Here is an 18,495-nt window from a genome sequence, read left to right on the forward strand (position 1 = left end):
ATCCGATAACGATGGCGGCAACAACAGCGACTGATCAGGGTGGTAGGGGCGATAACTCGTACTCATGCTTCATCCTAAACATGAATCATACGATCAGCACTAGCTTCTGCCGCGCAGACTCCTAGCCTGGGGTATCTCTGCACTGGCCGTGTTTGCCATGATGGCGCGCAAGGGGCAGGTGGTTGATTTCATCCTGAATGATCATACGCATGTCACCTGGATTATCGTCGGTATGTTTGCACTGGGTATTCTGGTCAGCCTGATACAAACCATGAAGCTGACAGGTGAGTGGTTCCGGTTATACAAACTTGAATCTGTCGTTATGGATAAGGGGCTGGTGACGCTGAGCTTAAGCAGTCACAAGCATACGGTAGAGCGATTCCTGATCGCACTCCAGCGGATTACGGCTGTAAACGGACATCCGGACCTGGAAACCCTGGTCGATGTTGAGTTTGCATCACAGCACCGGATCAGCCAGTTCGTATCATTGCTTGGCAATCTGATGATCACGCTTGGTTTGATCGGCACTGTGCTGGGGATGACCATGACGATGAATGGTCTTCACAGCGCCCTCGGTGAGCTGGGCGTCAATCAGGAGCTGTTGCTGGCCGGTTTGCGCACGGCCATGAATGGCATGGGGACCGCCTTTTATACTACCCTCATGGGTGCTGTGCTGGGTGGGATTCTCCTGCGCGTGTTTGCATGGATTACAGATGGTTCCATCAATGGACTGCAGGATTTGCTGTTGCGCACCTGTATTGTACATGCCGCCGCTGACCTGAAAGCGGATCAGACGCGTGATCTCCGACTGATGGAAGCGCAGGTAGATCAGCTCGAACAGCGCTTTCGTCTGCTCAATTTGGCCATGCAGGCCAGCCGTGAAGAGATGCACTACCTCAGAGATGAAGCCTGCCTGATGCATACAGAGATGCTCGCCATGGCTGAGGGTAATCCCGTCCGGAAAATTGCGACTGAGCATGCACGCTATGCGCTCTCGGTACGTCCGGGCTTTTTCAAACGCCTTTTCCGGGAATAATCAGTATGCGGAACAGGAGAGCATCGGCTCAAGATAATTTTTACGAAATATTTTCGGATATGTCTCTGTTGATGCTTGCCGCATTTGTATTTTTGTTCGCAGTCATACTCATCAGTGCCCGGCTACAGGGATCTGACGTTGCTCAAATGCAAATCCAGCAATTAAGGGAAAAGAATCAGGCTCTGCAGGCCGAGAACCGCGATGGCGTTGTCCACCTTCAGCAGGCACTACAGCAGTCTGAAGCCGAAAAGAAAGATCTGGAGTTACAGATGCAGCGGATTTACCAGGATCAGTCCGAACGCATTCTTGAAACGGTCGGATTAGGGCAGGGGCAGGGCAAAAAAGATTTTGAACTGTTCGTCAGCGGACTACGAAAGATTCCGGGCAAGCAACTGCACCTGGTTGTGGATGCGACAGGCTCAATGCACGGCGTGACCACATTCCTCATTCCGATTCTTCGCGTCATTGCACTGCGTACCGATAAAGAGGTGTCAGCCATTAGCTGGTATGCCGATAACCGTACCGGAACCATCACCGGCAGTATGGATGATATGCTCGATCAACTGATACAGCAGGCTCCCTTTGTTGGCGCAATCGAAAGCATCGGCAAAGCCTTCGATGAAATTTCAGCCAAAACAGCTCCCCCTGGAGCTTACCTGCTCATCGGTGACGAACGGCCCTCCGATGAGATTCATTACCATCAAATTCCTGCACCGGTATTCACGCTGCCTCTGGGTACAGAGCACGATGCCTCAACCCAATATGCCTACCAAAAGCTGGCGGATGCGACTGGGGGAAAAATGCTTCAATTGCACTTCAAATAGAATTCCTGATGTGATGTGAAGTATCTGTCATCCTTTTGGAGGACATACAGGTTTGAAAGCCATGGTTAAGATGCGTCTATCCAGGAAGGTGAGCTGCGCCGGAGAGCGCAAATCTTGCGGAGGAGGGATGTCGCCATGGCGCATCCGGGATATTCAATTAGCCAAATGCAGCACTGCCTGATTTACCTTATCAGGTGTTCTAAACGACTCTTGCCTGCTCAAGATTTCAGGCGTTGTTTTGGGCTCCTTCAAATACACCGTTGTAAACGAGTTGAGTCATATGCCCCCGGAATTCCAAAGTGTATGCGCAATAGAAGTCCTGACTCTCACTGCTCCCTTGCCTTTGCAAATCAATACAGAGTGGTAGGTCAGTGCACCGATCCTGTGAGCGGGTTTTCCGGAATGGTGTTTCAGGATGTAAATACCGGTCAGGCGTATATGGCAATGCGAGGTACGGAGGGCTGGGTTCATTGGACGCAGGCGGATTTGGGCAATCAGAGTCGGATCATGCTCAGCGATGCGGCGGGCAACATGCTGCGCGCGATCTCCGGCGATTTCACGCGCACCGACCCGGCAAGCAACTCCTGGACGAACAGCGCCGGTGACATGACGCTGACGGATATGGGCAATGGCTGGACCATCACCATGGCCGACGGCACCACGATTACGCTGGGCGGCCAAGTTACAAATGATGAAGAACTGATTATGAGTGAGGTGGCCTGATGGGCGGGCTGGCAGTTCTGTTTTTCGTCGGGCTGTATATCGCTGCCACGTTCTGGGTGGTGAAGCGGCAGAAGTCGGGCCGCAACAAGATCATCGCGCTTGTCATCGCTCTGTTGATCCCCTCCGCTGATGCGATTGTCGGGCGCATCTACCTCCATCACCTCTGCAATACCGAAGGTGGCCTAAAGGTTTACCGAGTGGCACATGGGGTGAAGGGATTTATGGAAGGTGAACTCACCGGCAGCGATTATTGGATAAAGGAGTTTGGTTATCAGTTTTCAGAAGATAGACCTTTGAATGGAAAGGTTACTAGGTTCTCCAAGCAAGGAGATAAAATTATTCGAGAGGACGATGTAGACCCAAAAAGTTTGTATCAGCTCCTCTCTATAAAACACGACCTTCAAGGTATATATCCCAGATATGAATTCTTAGTAAAAAACATTAAATCTGGCGATATTCTAGCAAAATATAGTGAAATAGGTTTCAACGGGGGTTGGGCAGAGCGGTTTTTGGCTCAGTTCTCAGATGCAGGTGTAAGCGCTGTAGGTTGGTGTACCCCTCCACCTTGGAATGAAGATTTGAGAGCCATTGCAGTTACAGCAAGTTTGAAGCATTAATGTGGGGGTAGGGTTATGGCATTAACAACAGAACAACTTAAATTTTATTCGTGGATGTCCCAAGCATCGTACCTTGATTTTCAAGGGACTGGGAGTCTTCAAGCCCAGTTGATATCAAGCCAAATAAATCAAGATAAAATATTCGCAAGTGAGCAAGCGAATACTTTCACCGCCCCTGCAATCAGCTACTCCTTCATCAGCCATGCACCGAATGACTCTAGTGGTTTTTCTGCGACGGTGTTCAAGAGCAATGCTGATGGTTCGTACACGATTGCGGTGCGAGGTACCGAACCCGGTTTGTTTTCTGGATTCTTTTCAGATCTCCTTAATGCCGATGTGATTGGCGTAGCTCTGGAAGGGGCTGCCTATGAGCAGGCCATTAGTGCGGATCGGTACTACAAGCAGCTAACAGCTGGCACGGGGAAATCAGTAAGCTATTCGCAGGCTGAATTGAACATGCTGAGTGATATGTACATCACTGCCTATGGTTTGCCTGTTGTTTCACCCGGTACCGAGCTTGATACCTTTCTGACAACCATACAGCAGGATGTCGGCATTGCTGATGTTCCTACTGACGCACCCGTTAATTTTACCGGACATTCGCTGGGAGGGCATGTCGCCACCTTGCTGGCGGCAATGGTGAATCAGTGTGGATCAGGGGTTATCGGTGACGTTGCAACCTATAACGCACCTGGCATGGGCGGGATTTTCAATTTGGCTGATGTCTCCCTCGATGTGCAGGCGATAAGTGGACACATCACCAACCTTATCGGTGAAGGTGGTATGACTGTTACCCCGAATGTTGGGACAACCTCCGGCCAGACCGATCTTCTATTTATTGAGACGGCTTCAATAAACCCGGTTGATGATCATTCTATTGTAAAACTTTCTGATTTTTTGGCCGTGTATGACCTCTTTGCAAAGGTTGCCCCCGGGCTGGATACCGATCCCAACGGTTTGGCAACAATCACCGGGATTCTGGAGGCCTCTTCGAGCACGGCATCGAACAGTCTGGAAAGCGCGGTGTCGGCAAACGATGACTTTCATGCTGCTAAAAGGTTAGCCGCATGAAAGACATTCTTGGACTTTTGGTTCTGTCATGGCCATTGGTATTGCTGGTATTAATCGTATTGGTGATTCTGGTGGCAGTGCCGCTGGCTGTTAGGCATGCCAAGAAGCGCGGGTACAACAAATGGGCATGGGGAATTGGCGCGTTCCTCTTGATATTTCTGCCCATCTTCTGGGACTGGGTTCCGACGGTGCTCGTGCATAAATACTACTGCTCCACCGTATCCCCAGGGTCAGTTCTTTAGTTTATACTTATCAGTCAGCTCAATCCTTAACTGGCAACTAAAGAACTGCCCCCCAATAAAGAACGATTTATGACTTCCGGAAGCTGAACATGAGTTGATTCACGGCAAGATCGAAAGCGGTCGCATCGTTCATCGCCTTGCTGACGAGAAGTGCTCCTTCCAGGCAGGATAATACCAGCATCGCCTGGGCATGCGGGTCTGGTTCATCGGCAAAGACAAATAACTCAAGCCACTGAAGGTTTGCTTCAAAAAATACTTTGACGGCTTGCTGGACAGGAAATGGCAGGACGTCTGCCTCGCTTGCAAGCATCCCACACAAACACATTTTCTTATCGTGCTGAATAGCGTGCCGGAATAATTCGATATATTGATGCAACCGTGTTGAGAGATCTTCTGAATCGCAGGCGATCTGATTCAGATAGACAGTAAAACGGTCGGTATAGCGATTGGCCAGCGCAAGTCCAAGATCGGCTTTTGTCGGAAAATGGTAATGAATACTGGCACTTTTGATGCCTATTTCTTTTGATATTTCCCGGAAACTGAATGCATTGTATCCACCGGAACGTACCTGAGCTTCCGCTACCCGGATGATTTTTTCTGCAGTGGATAATGACATTTGAAACCCCGCTTCAATCACTCGTCGAGCAGACAATAATCTTAATGGCTGGCTATTGAAAGGTTGAGGTTGACAGGGTGAGGGATCTTTCTATTGTTCCACTACCTATCGGTAGGTAGGTAAATCATTTCCAGTGGAGATAAAGTATGAATGCGTGTGCGCAGAAACAGATTGCATTAATTGTGGGTGGTTCAAGTGGTATGGGTAAAGCGGCTGCAAAGCGTTTGCTGCGCCAGGGTTATACCGTTCAAATTTTATCCTCAGATAGCGAAAGATTAGCTGTGGCGAAGAGAGAGCTGGAAGCAGGTGAGTATGGTTGTGTTGAAACCATTTGTGTGAACTTATATGACACGTCGGCTGTGCATGATTTTATTGCACTGCTTTATGCTGAACAGCGTCATATCAAATATCTTGTGAATGCGGCCGGCTTTTTCAAGCCTGTCACATTCCTTGATCATACGGAAGCAGATTACGACCTTCAGATGGATATCAATAAGTCCTTTTTCTTCATCACACAGGCAGTTGCTCGCAATATGTCGGCGAACAACGGCGGTGCTATTGTGAATATCGGTTCGATGTGGGCGAAACAGGCCGTGAAAGCAACGCCGTCATCCGCATATTCAATGCAGAAAGCAGGCTTGCACGCACTGACGAAAAACCTGGCCATGGAGTTGGCTGAATATGGTATTCGCGTCAATGCAGTGGCTCCGGCCGTTGTGCTCTCAACCATTTATAAGTCATTTATTGAAGAGGATAAAATTGCAGATGCGCTGAAGGGATTTGATGCTTTCCACCCGATCGGGCGCATTGGTGATCCGGAAGAGGTAGCCGATGCGATTGAGTTTCTTCTTTCGGATAAAGCCGGCTGGATTTCAGGAACCGTACTTGATGTCGATGGCGGTGTGATGGCCGGACGGAATTAAAATATTTCGATCAGCATGCTATTGTGAACAGCTGTCAGGAGATGCAGCTTGATTTGGCGAGCCGTCCATGGCTCGCTCGGAAGCGCCGAATGAATCAGCGCTTCCTTAGCCACAGGAGGGCCGTTTGTTAAACATGGATTTCACCAAAGCGGTTATCATCAATACTCATGAAATGCAGTGGGAGCCTGCGCCTGCTGCAGGTGTATACCGCAAAAAACTGGAGCGCGAATTTCCTGAATCTGGCAGGGCAACCAGCCTTGTGCGCTATGAGGCGGGGGCTGTATTTCCGGAGCACGAGCATCCACTGGGTGAGGAGATCTTTGTGCTCGATGGCGTGTTTTCGGATGAAAGCGGCGATTACCCGGCGGGAACGTATTTACGCCATCCTGCCGGTAGTCGTCATGCGCCGTTCAGTAAGGAGGGCTGTACGATTTTTGTAAAGGTGAATCACTTTCGTCGTGGTGATAAGAAAGTCGTAAGCATCAATACAAAAGAGTCCGACTGGTATCAGGGGTACGGCAATTTGCGGGTGATGCCCTTACATGAATACGAGGGGGAATCTACTGCGCTCGTGAACTGGCCTGCCAATGAGGTGTTTGTACCACACCGTCACCATGGCGGAGAAGAGATCCTTGTTTTAAGCGGTGTATTTATGGATGAACATGGCGTGTATCCCGGCCACACATGGTTACGTAGTCCACATCTGAGTCAGCACTATCCTTTTGTGAAGGAGGGGGCCCTGATTCTTGTAAAGGTGGGGCATTTGCATGGTGCGTAGACGCCGCGTATTTAAAGCATTCTGAGTTTGACCGGTTTTGCCGGGCGCTGAGCGTGGCCGTTCGGTTGATATTTTCCGGATTCGGGTGCACGGGCATGCAGTATTCATTGCAATATCGAGTCGCCGTAAGATGAATTCGCTATTGCTTTCAAATCAGTCATTTGTGTGCTTGATGCCGGGGACATCCATGACCGTGAGTGGAGTGGAGGGGGCCAGCGAATTCACAGGACCACGATTTACCCATAATTATTTGTGTGGCTTTTTCATCATGATAAAAGCAATAACCGAGCTTGATTCTCGGGTATTGTCTGCTTAAATCAGGTGTACCACCAACGTGGTTCAAGGAGGATAGATATGACTGTACACACGGATGAGTCTATTGAGCACTTTCTCGACGCGATTGGCCAGGTGCATGGAGCTGAATACAGAGACAGGATGTCTGTGGCTTTTTGCGGGGGACACTATTTCAAGGTGAAGTATCCGCATCAGCATGAAGCGATGCTTGTGCCCGCCGGTTATCTTGATCTGATGACCAGGGACTTAAAGGATCATCCAGAGCACCATCAAACACATCACAGGGAACATTTCGCAGCACCATAAATGAAACCCAACGATAGCCGGGCAGAGACTGGACGCGTGTGCAACCCTTAAATACACGCAATAGATCTTCTGATGTTCAGCATGCCCGAAAGCAGGTCCATGTCGGGCAATGGGGCCCTGCGATAAACGCCCCGTCAGATGATGACGGGGCGTTTATTATTTTATCCATTTGTTTTCATGTTGCCCGAGGGGCAGTTACTTCAGTTTGATTTCGGTCCAGAGTTTGTTGAGCAGGCGGCGTGATTTCGAGCTTCTTGCTTCCAGTGTTTCCAGTTTGGCCAGTGTGGCCGGGTCAGGGAAAATCGCCTTCATGGATTTCATCTCTTCACTGATAAATGGCAGGGAAGCGCTGTTTGGATTACCGGCGCCGATAATATTGGTCAGCTCGGCAGCATTTTTACCCTCAAGCAGATAGTTAATAAATTCATGTGCAAGTTTCGGGTGCGCTGCATCCTTTGGAATCACCATGTTATCAAGAGCCAGCACAGCACCCTCTTTGGGGAGGGCAAAGCTGATAGTGAACGGGCGATGGGCTTCCATGGCATCGTTACGGGCCTGTACCATGTCACTGGAGTAGCCATGTGCAACCCAGATGTCGCCCACGGCGAGCTCCTTGATATAACTCGATGAATTAAACGAGGCCCAGTAAGGTTTCGCCTTCTGAATCAGTTGCTGGGCCGCCTCCAGATGTTTGGGGTCATTGTCGTTGACCGAGTAGCCGAGGTATTTCAGTGCTGCAGAAAAGAGCTCCTCTGCATCATCCATGACAGTGACTTTACCCTTGAGTTTGGCGAGAACAGCCGGATCAAAAATGACGGCCCAGCTGTCGGCTTCAATGCCAAGCTCTTTGAGTTTGCTTTCATTAAAGCCGATAAGCGTGGTCGTAAATGCGTAGGGGAGAGAGTAGCGGTTGTCAGGATCATAGCTTCGATTCATAAAACCACTGCTTTCATTGGCTGCATTCGGCAGCTGTGCCTTGTCGAGCAGGGCCAGCTTGTTCTGGCTGATCAGTGCCTGCACGGCATTCTGGGTTGGTATGACCACGTCATAGCCACTGGCACCGGCCTGCAGTTTGGCCATCATCTCATCGGTACTGGAGTAATAGGATTGTACCACCTTGCAGTCATACTGCTTCTCGAAGCGGGTGACGGTATCTTCGGCAATATAATCATTCCAGTTGAACAGATAGAGCTGCTCAGTGGCAGATGCTCCCTGCGCGGTCAGCATGAGCAACGTGAACATCAGTGTTTTTTTCATCGTTAAGACTCCTGTGATTCAGATGTGATGGGTGAAACATAGACAGCAAAGTGACGGGCCGGACATCAGATAGTGCCTCGCAGCGCATGCTTGTTAAAGCGCGACGCCAGCGTGACCAGCAGAAGTGTCACGACCATTAACAGTGTTGAAATGGCGTTAACCTCCGGTGTGACGGCAATCTTGACCATCGAGTATATCTGTAGCGGCAGTGTCGAGCTGCCAACGCCGGCTGTAAAGAAGGTGACAACGAAATCGTCAATGGAGAGTGTGAAAGCCATCAGGGCACCGGCAATAATACCCGGTGCCAGCAGTGGCAGGGTGATCCGGCTGAACGCCTGCCACGGGCTTGCGCCAAGATCACGGGCTGCCTCGATAAGGCTGTCATCCATGCTACCCATGCGAGCCTGTACCGACAGGGCAACATAGCCGATGCAAAAGGTGATGTGAGCCAGTATCACGGATACGAGGCCAAGCGAGATATTCAGCATAATGAACAGGATCAGCAGACTGACGCCGAGCAGAATGTCAGGCATGGCCACGGGCGCGAGCACCAGCGCTGGCAGCAGGCGCAGCCTGAGCCTGCTCATGGCCATGCCGGCTAATGTTCCGAGCAGCGCTGCAACAGCAGCACTGAAGGTTGCAATCAGCAACGAGTTGCGCGCTGCTGTCAGCATCTCGGTATCGTCAAAGAGAACGCCATACCACTTGAGGGTAAAGCCGACCCATTCGGCATTGAGCTTCGAGTCATTGAATGAGTAGACCACCACAATCAGCAGTGGCAGGTAGAGAAATACAAACACCGCTGTGGAGAAGAGCTTCAGCCAGTTCATACGACCTCTAGCCATGTTTTACCCTGTGGCCGGAGCGCGTGCCCAGCCAGACCAGTGCAATGGTGGCGATCGTCAGCATGATCGACAGCACGCTGCCGAATGGCCAGTCACGAGACTCGATAAACTGCTGTTTGATCACATTACCGATCATGATGGCATTGGTCCCACCGAGCAGGTCCGGAATCGCGAACATGCCCAGTACCGGAATGAATACAAGGATTGAGCCGGCATATACACCGGGGAGTGACAGCGGCCAGGTCACTCGCCAGAACCGTTGCCAGCCGGAAGCACCGAGATCGCTTGCTGCATCCAGCAGGGCCGGATCATGTTTCTCAAGGTTGGCGTACAGCGGCAGTACCATAAATGGCAGGTGCACATAAACCATGCAGACAATCACCGCAGTCGGGCTGTACATCAGGCTGACAGGCGCGATGCCAAACAGATCCAGCAGGCTGTTGACGGCCATGGTCAGTGCGCCGGTCGGGCTGAAGATGATCATCCATGCATAGATACGGACAAGAAAGTTACTCCAGAAGGGGAGAATGATCAGCAACAGCAGCAGGTCCCGCCGTTTCTTTTCACTGCGTGAAACCATCAGGGCCAGAGGGTAACCAAGCAGCAGACAAATCGCTGTGGTAATCACGGCATATCCGAGTGATTTGACAAACAGCTCAAGGTAGATGGTTGATTCAAACAGCCGCTGCCAGTTTTCCCATGTCAGATCAAACGCATAGCTGCCATCCTCAATGCTATACCACGGAGCCAGACCGCCGTAATCGCCGGGAAACCGGAACGATGCAAACAGCATGATCACCGTTGGAATGGCGAAAAAGATCAGCAGGTAAATGGTGGGAGGCAGTGTCAGCAACTGCCGGGACCAGCGCCCCATTATGGTTCCGCAATCAGGTGGCCGGCACTGCTGTTCCAGGCAACCTCAACCGAATCACCGACGGCAAAACGCTCACTGGCATGATTGCCCGAGTTCGCCAGCAGTGCCTCCAGTAAAATCCCCTGTGCCAACTCAACCTTGTACACTGTGACATCGCCAAGATAGAGCGTGTCATGAATTTTGCCGCAGAAATGCGTTTCATCGACCAGCGCATGCAGGTTGCGGGCAATGCGGATTTTTTCCGGTCGCAGGGTCAGCAGGCATCTTTGACCTTTTGTCACGGTCACAGCAGGTGCAAGCGATACTCTGACGGGGCCGATGTGGTGCAGCTCAAGATCCGCATGGTGTCGATCGCTGTCGGTTACTGTTGCCTCCAGCAGGTTACACTGGCCGATGAAGTCGGCGACAAAGCGGCTGTTGGGGTGATTGTAGAGTTGGGCGGGTTGATCGAGCTGCGCGATTTTCCCCTGATTCATGACGGCAATGCGGTGCGAGAGAGCAAGTGCCTCACCCTGATCATGCGTGACATAGATGAAGGTAATGCCAACCTCTTTTTGCAGGTTGATCAGTTCAATCTGCATCTGTTCGCGCATTTTTGCATCCAGCGCCGAGAGCGGCTCATCCAGCAGCAGCAGGCGGGGGCGTTTGACCAGTGCTCTGGCAATGGCAATCCGTTGCCTTTGCCCGCCCGAAAGGGCAGCCGGATAGGCGCCGGCCTTGTCCGGCAGGTGCACATTGTCCAGTGCCTGCTGCACGCGTGCATCTATTTCATCAGCCTGTACGCGAGCCATCTGTAACGGGAAGGCGATGTTTTGTGCCACCGTCATATGCGGAAACAGGGCGTAGTTTTGAAATACAGTATGAACCGGTCGCTGCTCTGGGGGCGTGCCAACCATATCTTTCCCTTCAAGCAGAATTTCACCGCTATCCGGCGCTTCAAAGCCGGCAATCATGCGCAGCAATGTGGTCTTTCCGCATCCGGATGGTCCAAGCAGCGTGAAAAATTCACCGGCGCCGATGTGGAGATCAACCCCTTTCAGAGCTTCAAAGTCACCGAATTTTTTCGATATTCCCCTGATTTCAAGCAATCGTGATTATCCCCGCCTTAAGAGTGGCAGACGTTCTTTTGCAAGCCTTTCGTCTCTCCGCGAGGCTGATTCTGTGAACAGATTTATCTTCTGCCAAGAGGTAATGATTTTTCGGGGAGCTACTCATTCACCGGCACTCAGCCAATGAGCAGAACGCAAAGGCAAAAACCTGGCTTTGCCGTGACTGGCAAGCCGGCACGTATGCGCCTGATTTGACGCGTTGCCGTGTACATCTGACACGGATAGTGACTCATGGCTGGCGGTAAGCGATGGGAATCGGCGTGACGGGGCAAGGGGTAAAATGATTCGAAACCAGCTCGGCAAGGAGAGGGATTGCGCACTGCCTTGTAAAAGAGTGGTATTAACAATTCATCCGGAGGGGGGGCTGATGGATATTCTGACAATTTCGGTTGTATTGCTTGTCATGGTTGTGGGGGCTTTGCTGTTGTGGATTGTGCAACAAAAGCGCGCCTCCATGCATACGACAGCAGCCACATTCATCTCTTGTGCCAGAATCGGACGCTTGCTGAGTGATAGCGAACGCTCATTTTATCGTTTGTTGCATGCGGCGGTTGGTAGTCATTATGCCATTTTCACCAAGGTCAGTGTCGCCAGCCTGTTAAAGCCCGACCGCAGTATTGCTGCCAATGGCGGGCGTCCTTATCAGGGCATCATTGATCAGCGCTCCGTCGATTTTGTGCTCTGTACTCCCGGTGACCTGAGCGTGGTGTGCGCGATCATGCTTGATGACGGGCAAGGGGAGCAGAACGCACCACTTGATGCTGCATTTGCATCGGCAGGATTACCGCTGGTGCGCTTTAAAGCCAGGGTGGCCTGCAGTCAGCGTGAATTGCTGGCATATTTGCATCACTTTATTGATATTGATGTACCACGGGAGGAGTCAGTCACCCCGGCAGCCACTCCGGCAGCCACTCCGGCAGCCACCCCGGCAGCCACCCCGGCAGCCACCCCGGCAGCCACCCCGGCAGTCACCCCGGCAGTCACCCCGGCAGTTACCCCGGCAGTTACCCCGGCAGTCACCCCGGCAGTCACTCCGGCAGTCACTCCGGCAGTCACTCCGGCAGTCACTCCGGCAGTCATTGCTTCACCAGCAAAGCGGAGATCTCCCGATCGTCAACGTTGTCCCAGGTGCGGCAGTCGGATGTTGCGCAAGAAGGTGGCTAACGGTTATCACTCCGGAGACAAGTTATGGTGCTGCTCCAATTTTCCGGTCTGCCATACGGTGATTCCACTTGCCTGATGCTGTGATGGCACCGGTAGATGTGCCATTTTCAGCGCCGGAAAAATCAGGCGGTTACATCTCTTTTTTACAAGAAGAGTCAGGCCCGCATTTTCCCCGCATGTGAAGATTGCCGGGGAAGTAATCAATCCACTCTTCCGATGAGAATCTTCTGTTTATTGGCACTTACATTGCTACCAGGGATCAATGCTGTGCGGTTGGCAGCAAAACTTATCCATGGAGAGGATGCAAATGGACCAGGCACTCAAGTGGCATGAAAAAATCAATATCGCTCAGCGGTTAGGTATTATCGGTGCATTGACTGCGCTGGGCGTCATTGTCGTTGGAATGATTCACACCAAAACTGTGGATGATCTGGAAGAGATAGACCTAAAGGCCACACAGGCATCCGCTCTGATGGATGACGTCAACGCCCTGACCGAGCAGTTCAAGTGGCTGGATGTGCTGACACTGCGCATGGTTTCCTCCGGCAAGTTGCTGACAGATGAGTATGCTGTGGTCGATAAACATAATCACGAATCGTTGCAGAGACTGGTTGACAAGCTGCCGGATGAAGGGATGCGAGGGGCTGCCCGTGATATGCAGCAGGCCTATGAGGAGTTCTCCCGCCTGGTCGGCAACTATGAAGCCAATAATGAGGCGATAGGTGTCAATGAGGAGAGTGGCCTGCGTGGCAGCCTGCGCCAGGCCGTCCATGCGATCGAGTCAGACCTGAAGCAGCTGGGTGATGCCGAGATGATGATCTCGATGCTGATGATGCGTCGTCATGAAAAGGATTTTCTGTTGCGAGGCGATGAGAAGTATCTGCAGCAGCATGAGCGGGAAGCCGATCATCTGCGTACATTGATTGATGCTGCCAATATACGCCCGGCCACCCGTGAACAGATGAGAGGTCTGTTGCGCGACTATCAGGCAGGGCTTAAGGCACTGGCAGAGAAAAAGATGGCCAATATCAAGGTGCGCCGCGACTTTGGTTCTGTATTCGATAATAAAATGATACCGGCTCAGACGAATGTCGATCAAAAGTTGTCCACCTATATCAATCAGCTCAGGGATGAGGCCGCATCGATCCATCACGAGCAGGGCAAGGTTTTCTGGGGGTTTGCGCTGTGCACACTCGCCGGCATCATGTTGATGCTCTGGCGTATCGGCGTATCCATTATGACGCCGCTTCGTCAGATATCTGACAGCCTTGATGCGCTGGATGATGGCGATACTTCCCGGCAGCTCAATATTCGCATGGCCGGTGTTGTCGGCTCGATGGTTAAGTCGTATGACAAGCTGCGTCTTACCGTCGATGAAGCGTATCAGTTAAGGACAGTCGTGGAGGTGAGTCAGCAATCTTTCATGCTGGCTGACGCGAAGAGCCTGCATGTCACTTATATGAATCCGGCAGCTATGACCCTGTTTCGCTCGATTGAAAAGGGGCTGCCATGCCGGGCCGATGAGATCGTCGGCAAGCCGATCGATATTTTCCATAAGCGTCCGTCGCATCAGCGCAGTATGCTCGCCAGTGCCTCCAATCTGCCGCACCACGCCGCCTTTAAGGTGGAGGGGCGCGATATCGAGTTTGATGCCTATGCCATTCGCAATGGGAAAGGGGACTGGGTTTCGGTGCTGGTGGCATGGAATGATGTCACTGCCCGGGCACAGCTGGCTGCCGATTTTGAGCAGCGTGTAGGCAGTGCCGTTGAGGAGATTATGGCCTATGGCAGTCAGATGCAGGAGGCTTCCGAGCAGCTTTCCGCTATGGCGGAGGAGTCTTCAGCACAGGCGGAGACGGTGTCGGCCAGTTCACAGGATGCCAGCCATAATGTACTGACGGTGGCATCGGCCGCAGAAGAGCTTTCTGCCTCCATCGCTGAGATCACCCGTCAGGTACGTGAGGCGGTTGAAATTTCACATGAAGCGGTGAGTGAAGCCAAAAACACCAATGCCACGGTGGGTAACCTTTCTGCTGCATCCGAGCACATCGGAGAGGTGGTGCGGGTAATTACCGATATTGCCGAGCAGACCAACCTGCTGGCGCTCAATGCCAGTATCGAGGCTGCCAGAGCCGGTGATGCAGGTCGGGGCTTTGCCGTTGTGGCGGGTGAGGTGAAGGAGCTTGCCAACCAGACGGCCCGTGCAACCGAGCAGATTTCCGAGCAGATCACGGCCATTCAGCATCAGAGTGGCGGGGCTGCCGATGCGATTGCCCATATCGGCAAGATCATTGCCCGTATGAACGAGATTAATCAGTCGATTGCTGCAGCGACAGAGGAGCAGAATGAGGCCACGCGTGAAATTGCGCGCAGTGTACAGTTTGCATCCGATGCCACCCATCGTGCCAGTGATGAAATTTCCGGCGTCACTGAGGCGGCACTGGAAACAGGTCGCGCTGCCGAGAATGTGCTGGAGGTTGCCGGCGGGCTGATGGGCAAGGGTCGTGAACTCAGTCAGCGGGTGAACGATTTTTTGGACGCATTGCGCCGGCGCTAGGAGATGGCGATGTACGGGGCGATGAGCAGTTTATCGCGCCAGTCCGTGCATGCGAGGAGCCTTCCTCGCATGCACGTAAGCCGCAGCCGGGTGAACGCAATGCCTCCGATGTCGCGTATGCTGACCATCCGAAAGCGGTATCAGTTTCCACGCGGATTATTGCTGTGAATACGCCTGATGAGATGACTCAAGCAGTGGCGGATCAGCATGGCCATCGCAACAGTGATGTTGTTCTGCAGCCGGATGCCGCTGTAACAGCTGCACCACCGGATCATTCGGAAGTCGTCGCGAGTAAGCGGCATGCCCTGGGCGATTTTCTGGCCGGAGGTTATAGCAAGAGAGCCTGGTTGTTACTGGGTGAGCGGATCTTTTCACACCCTCGCTATGCGGTGCTGATTGTTGCGGCACTCGTACTCTGTGTATTCGAACATTACCTCTGGGTGATGGCACCACTGGCGCTTTTTTTCACGCTTGAATGGTTGCTTCGCTTCTGGTTGCAACGTGAATGTGGCTGGAAAAATCGTACAGAGCTCGCCTACCTGGTTGTCGATGGCGTGGCGACGCTCAGTCTGATATCGGTGCTGTTATTGCCGATGCCTTTGCTCGAGTATGGCTTCTACCTGCGTCTGGCCCGTCTGTTGCGCGGTGTCTATCTGCTGAGAATGCTGCGAATTTTCCGTTTTCTGACGCATGATACATTTGTATATTCATTGTCGTTCGCCCTGGTTGTGGTTGCTGTCGGAGCTGTCGGTCTGGCTGTCGACACCGTTGCACTTTATGCGGGGGTGACGTTACTGCTGGAGGCTGCAACACGAACGGTCGCATTGCTCAAGGTGATGCCAGATGGCGGTCGTCGCCGGGCCGAACTGTTGTTTATTCCATTTGATATCTTTGCCGCCGTTGCATTGACAGGGCTGATCTCGGCGATTCCTGCCTACTGGGTGCTTCTGCGTCTGGCCCGTTTCTTTATTATGCTGGATCCGGTGACCAAAATCGGCAATGCCGTGCGCAAGGTCGTGGCAATGCCTGAGGTGCGCAGTGAAACCGGTATGCTGATGGGCATGCTGGCAGCGATGCTGGTGATTGGATCTCTGTCGGTGATTTATCTCTATCCGGAGATGGATCTGAATGATGATTCGACCAACAGCGATGCTGATTATGCACCGTTTCAGATCATTCTGTTTGTTTTCCGTTTGCTGATGGACCCTGGTTCGGCGCCACCGGAAGCCTACTCACCATGGCTGGTGGTACTGACTGTACTGCTGGTGCTCTCGGGCGTATTTTTATTCGCGTTGATTGTCGGATTGGGGGCGAATGTGATGCGCCTGTTGATGGTGGAGCTGGCCAATAGTCCGCTTTCGCCAAGGCAGCAACTGTTGTTTGCAGGTGGCAATGAGCAGGCTGTGACGGTATTGCGTCAATTTGACCGCATGTGCGGGCGTATGCGTCGCTCAATTCCTTCTGCGTGGATTTTCTTCGGCGAGCCACTGGCCGATGCGCGTTCGATCGGTCGCTGGCTGACCGTGCGTCAGGTAATGGCAGGGGACAGGGCGTTGATTACCCGTTTTCAGCTCTCCGGTGTGCGTCAATTGTTCATTTTTCATCGTGGTGACGGCCAGCTGACACGGCAGCAGGTGGTGGATATGCATCACCTGCATCGGGATCTGGGGGCGAAGGCTGTGGTGGTAGCCGATGCGGCACTGCCTGAGCAGTTTGCCCGTATGTATCGCGAATCTCTTGGTCTTGATGTGCTTGATTCTGCCGGTGTGGCTGCCCGCATGTTGTATCAGATGCATCACTGCGCCCATATGCCGGCGCTGGGGATACGGTTGCTTGATGTGGTGGAGGGGGAAACCGGCCTGTTTGCCTGTCAGTGGTCATTACAACTGCATGTGCAGGGCGGGCAGGTTATGATCGAGCACGGGCATACGGCCCGACTGGAGCAATGGCTGTGTGCATGCTTTGATATGGGGCTGAACCTGCTTGCGGCGGTGGATGAAGAGGGGAAGCCGGTGCTGTTTACCGATCTGCTTGATCCGGCAGAAGCCAGAAGCTTTACCCATGTGATCGCCATTGGCAGCAACCGAACCCTGTGGCCGGGCATGATGCAGCGTGCGTTGACGCATCATGCTGCTCATCAGTCAAAAGCACCGTTACGGGCTTTTACCTGGCCTGAAACCTGGGATCTGAACATGTTGTTTCTTGGCTGGCATGAGGGGTTGCCAGCGATGGTTGCCGAAATGGCGCTGAAACATCACAAGTTGATGGTGCATGTCTTCAGTACTGCGGAGGCGGATCAGCTCACCCGTGCCAACCGGCTTCTCAAGGATGTGGCGGAGGAGGCTGAACAAACCTCGGGCTGTGAGCTGAAGGTATCCGTGCATGCCTGGGACGGCATGGATACGGAGCCGCTGGTTGCTCATCTGCGCGGTTGTAAGGTGATGATGTTTTATCCGGAGGAGCAGTCATCAGGTAGCGAGGATTCCGTACTGGAGTTGTGGTATCACGAAGTCTCCCGGATGCTTGTAGCGCGCAAGGAAAAGGCCCGCTGGTGGACGCCGCCCAAGCTGATGGTGCTGCCACGCAGTGGCGAGAATGTGGCCGGTTTTGTTGCTGCATCACTGGCGTATCCATTACTTGAGACCCATGTCGGTTCTCCGGATACCTTCCATGATGTATTTATGGCAAGGCGCTTGCTGAATGAAGCATGTAGTCATTTTGATGCGGCCGATGCAGCACTGAATGATCAGGTATTCCGATTTGTCGATGATATGCTCGGTGATACGGTGCTGGTTGAGAGTGTACGCAGCAGCCGTTTGCTGGCCGAAGGTGTCAGGCCGGATTGGCAGGCTGTTTACCAGGAATCATTGCGCCGGGGCTGGCTGTTGCTCGGTTATATGATGCCGCCGGTGGAGTCGCGCGGGTGGAGTGCATTTGAAACGCTTGATCATGCGTTCCCGCAGCAAACAGGCGATTTGTCGCAATATATGCATCTGCTCGGAGGGGCACTGCCTGAAGAGATGGATGCGGCGATTGAGAGTGAAGAGTTGTTGTTCTGTCGTCGTGGTGTGCTCAAACAGTTGACGCATGGCGGTGGAAGAGTTGAAAAAGTGACAGTAGCCGAAGCAGTGGAAGCAGTGGAAGCAGTGGAAGCAGTGGAAGCAGTGGAAGCAGTGGAAGCAGTGGAAGCAGTGGAAGCAGTGGAAGCAGTGGAAGCAGTGGAAGCAGTGGAAGCAGAGGAAGCAGTGGAAGCAGTGGA

17 protein-coding genes are annotated in these 18,495 nt (G+C 52.6%); 12 read left to right on the forward strand and 5 right to left on the reverse strand.

What is annotated here, in order from left to right:
* Nucleotides 1–157: 157 nt before the first annotated feature.
* The 6 genes from FEF65_RS13015 (at nt 158) to FEF65_RS13040 (ending at nt 4,513) form a co-directional block, all read left to right on the forward strand.
* The gene (locus tag FEF65_RS13015; protein WP_138240256.1) at nt 158–1,036 is read left to right on the forward strand and encodes a MotA/TolQ/ExbB proton channel family protein; all 879 of its coding nucleotides are present in this window, start codon (nt 158–160) and stop codon (nt 1,034–1,036) included.
* A 59-nt stretch (nt 1,037–1,095) separates the two neighbouring features.
* Nucleotides 1,096–1,860, forward strand: a complete 765-nt coding sequence (locus FEF65_RS13020) for a vWA domain-containing protein (protein ID WP_238701408.1) — start codon at nt 1,096–1,098, stop codon at nt 1,858–1,860.
* Nucleotides 1,861–2,262: 402 nt separating this feature from the next.
* Nucleotides 2,263–2,583: a hypothetical protein gene (locus tag FEF65_RS13025; protein WP_138240258.1), complete on the forward strand. Its 321-nt coding sequence runs from the start codon at nt 2,263–2,265 to the stop codon at nt 2,581–2,583.
* Entirely contained in the window at nt 2,583–3,200 is a 618-nt protein-coding gene (locus tag FEF65_RS13030) for a hypothetical protein (RefSeq protein ID WP_138240259.1), read from the forward strand. Before FEF65_RS13025 ends, FEF65_RS13030 begins: the two co-directional genes overlap by 1 nt.
* Before the next feature lie 15 nt (nt 3,201–3,215).
* The gene (locus FEF65_RS13035) at nt 3,216–4,271 is read left to right on the forward strand and encodes a lipase family protein (protein ID WP_138240260.1); all 1,056 of its coding nucleotides are present in this window, start codon (nt 3,216–3,218) and stop codon (nt 4,269–4,271) included.
* Complete coding sequence (locus tag FEF65_RS13040; protein ID WP_138240261.1) at nt 4,268–4,513, forward strand: hypothetical protein; 246 nt, start codon at nt 4,268–4,270, stop codon at nt 4,511–4,513. The genes FEF65_RS13035 and FEF65_RS13040 overlap by 4 nt, the downstream gene beginning before the upstream one ends.
* Before the next feature lie 67 nt (nt 4,514–4,580).
* On the opposite strand, the gene FEF65_RS13045 is transcribed toward FEF65_RS13040, so the two are convergent.
* Nucleotides 4,581–5,150 (reverse strand): TetR/AcrR family transcriptional regulator, encoded by a 570-nt coding sequence (locus FEF65_RS13045; RefSeq protein WP_202978069.1) that lies wholly within the window; start codon nt 5,148–5,150, stop codon nt 4,581–4,583.
* 125 nt (nt 5,151–5,275) lie between these two features.
* On the opposite strand from FEF65_RS13045, the gene FEF65_RS13050 reads away from it, so the two are divergent.
* The 3 genes from FEF65_RS13050 to FEF65_RS13060 all read left to right on the forward strand — a co-directional run bounded on the left by FEF65_RS13050 (nt 5,276) and on the right by FEF65_RS13060 (nt 7,430).
* Complete coding sequence (locus FEF65_RS13050; RefSeq protein ID WP_138240263.1) at nt 5,276–6,052, forward strand: SDR family NAD(P)-dependent oxidoreductase; 777 nt, start codon at nt 5,276–5,278, stop codon at nt 6,050–6,052.
* Nucleotides 6,053–6,176: 124 nt separating this feature from the next.
* Nucleotides 6,177–6,830 (forward strand): cupin domain-containing protein, encoded by a 654-nt coding sequence (locus FEF65_RS13055; protein ID WP_138240264.1) that lies wholly within the window; start codon nt 6,177–6,179, stop codon nt 6,828–6,830.
* 354 nt (nt 6,831–7,184) lie between these two features.
* A complete protein-coding gene (locus tag FEF65_RS13060; RefSeq protein WP_138240265.1) occupies nt 7,185–7,430 on the forward strand; it encodes a hypothetical protein in 246 nt (81 codons plus the stop codon).
* Between the two features lie 195 nt (nt 7,431–7,625).
* On the opposite strand, the gene FEF65_RS13065 is transcribed toward FEF65_RS13060, so the two are convergent.
* From FEF65_RS13065 to FEF65_RS13080, 4 genes are all read right to left on the reverse strand, one after another.
* Nucleotides 7,626–8,687 carry an ABC transporter substrate-binding protein gene (locus FEF65_RS13065; protein WP_138240266.1) on the reverse strand — a complete coding sequence of 354 codons (1,062 nt, stop codon included), beginning with the start codon at nt 8,685–8,687 and terminating at the stop codon, nt 7,626–7,628.
* A gap of 65 nt (nt 8,688–8,752) precedes the next feature.
* Entirely contained in the window at nt 8,753–9,532 is a 780-nt protein-coding gene (locus FEF65_RS13070; RefSeq protein WP_138240267.1) for an ABC transporter permease, read from the reverse strand.
* The gene (locus FEF65_RS13075) at nt 9,525–10,406 is read right to left on the reverse strand and encodes an ABC transporter permease (RefSeq protein ID WP_138240268.1); all 882 of its coding nucleotides are present in this window, start codon (nt 10,404–10,406) and stop codon (nt 9,525–9,527) included. Before FEF65_RS13075 ends, FEF65_RS13070 begins: the two co-directional genes overlap by 8 nt.
* Nucleotides 10,406–11,494, reverse strand: a complete 1,089-nt coding sequence (locus FEF65_RS13080) for an ABC transporter ATP-binding protein (RefSeq protein WP_138240269.1) — start codon at nt 11,492–11,494, stop codon at nt 10,406–10,408. The genes FEF65_RS13075 and FEF65_RS13080 overlap by 1 nt, the downstream gene beginning before the upstream one ends.
* Nucleotides 11,495–11,882: 388 nt before the next feature.
* On the opposite strand from FEF65_RS13080, the gene FEF65_RS13085 reads away from it, so the two are divergent.
* From FEF65_RS13085 to FEF65_RS13700, 3 genes are all read left to right on the forward strand, one after another.
* Nucleotides 11,883–12,755, forward strand: a complete 873-nt coding sequence (locus tag FEF65_RS13085) for a DUF2726 domain-containing protein (RefSeq protein WP_161595254.1) — start codon at nt 11,883–11,885, stop codon at nt 12,753–12,755.
* Between the two features lie 231 nt (nt 12,756–12,986).
* Nucleotides 12,987–15,236 carry a methyl-accepting chemotaxis protein gene (locus tag FEF65_RS13695; RefSeq protein ID WP_238701409.1) on the forward strand — a complete coding sequence of 750 codons (2,250 nt, stop codon included), beginning with the start codon at nt 12,987–12,989 and terminating at the stop codon, nt 15,234–15,236.
* Between the two features lie 164 nt (nt 15,237–15,400).
* Nucleotides 15,401–18,495: hypothetical protein (locus FEF65_RS13700; protein ID WP_238701410.1), on the forward strand; the 3,095-nt coding region annotated here is incomplete at its 3' end.

The organism is Mariprofundus erugo (genome assembly GCF_005818865.1).
In the GTDB taxonomy this organism is placed as follows: Bacteria; Pseudomonadota; Zetaproteobacteria; order Mariprofundales; family Mariprofundaceae; genus Mariprofundus; species Mariprofundus erugo.

What these genes read in the sequence shown, in the direction of transcription:
- FEF65_RS13035 (WP_138240260.1), top strand. Translation starts at nt 3,216, where the DNA reads ATGGCATTAACAACAGAACAACTTAAATTTTATTCGTGGATGTCCCAA.
- FEF65_RS13025 (WP_138240258.1), top strand. Translation starts at nt 2,263, where the DNA reads ATGGTGTTTCAGGATGTAAATACCGGTCAGGCGTATATGGCAATGCGA.
- FEF65_RS13040 (WP_138240261.1), top strand. Translation starts at nt 4,268, where the DNA reads ATGAAAGACATTCTTGGACTTTTGGTTCTGTCATGGCCATTGGTATTG.
- FEF65_RS13085 (WP_161595254.1), top strand. Translation starts at nt 11,883, where the DNA reads ATGGATATTCTGACAATTTCGGTTGTATTGCTTGTCATGGTTGTGGGG.
- FEF65_RS13070 (WP_138240267.1), bottom strand. Translation starts at nt 9,532, where the DNA reads ATGGCTAGAGGTCGTATGAACTGGCTGAAGCTCTTCTCCACAGCGGTG.
- FEF65_RS13020 (WP_238701408.1), top strand. Translation starts at nt 1,096, where the DNA reads ATGTCTCTGTTGATGCTTGCCGCATTTGTATTTTTGTTCGCAGTCATA.
- FEF65_RS13015 (WP_138240256.1), top strand. Translation starts at nt 158, where the DNA reads ATGATGGCGCGCAAGGGGCAGGTGGTTGATTTCATCCTGAATGATCAT.
- FEF65_RS13050 (WP_138240263.1), top strand. Translation starts at nt 5,276, where the DNA reads ATGAATGCGTGTGCGCAGAAACAGATTGCATTAATTGTGGGTGGTTCA.
- FEF65_RS13065 (WP_138240266.1), bottom strand. Translation starts at nt 8,687, where the DNA reads ATGAAAAAAACACTGATGTTCACGTTGCTCATGCTGACCGCGCAGGGA.
- FEF65_RS13030 (WP_138240259.1), top strand. Translation starts at nt 2,583, where the DNA reads ATGGGCGGGCTGGCAGTTCTGTTTTTCGTCGGGCTGTATATCGCTGCC.
- FEF65_RS13695 (WP_238701409.1), top strand. Translation starts at nt 12,987, where the DNA reads ATGGACCAGGCACTCAAGTGGCATGAAAAAATCAATATCGCTCAGCGG.
- FEF65_RS13060 (WP_138240265.1), top strand. Translation starts at nt 7,185, where the DNA reads ATGACTGTACACACGGATGAGTCTATTGAGCACTTTCTCGACGCGATT.
- FEF65_RS13075 (WP_138240268.1), bottom strand. Translation starts at nt 10,406, where the DNA reads ATGGGGCGCTGGTCCCGGCAGTTGCTGACACTGCCTCCCACCATTTAC.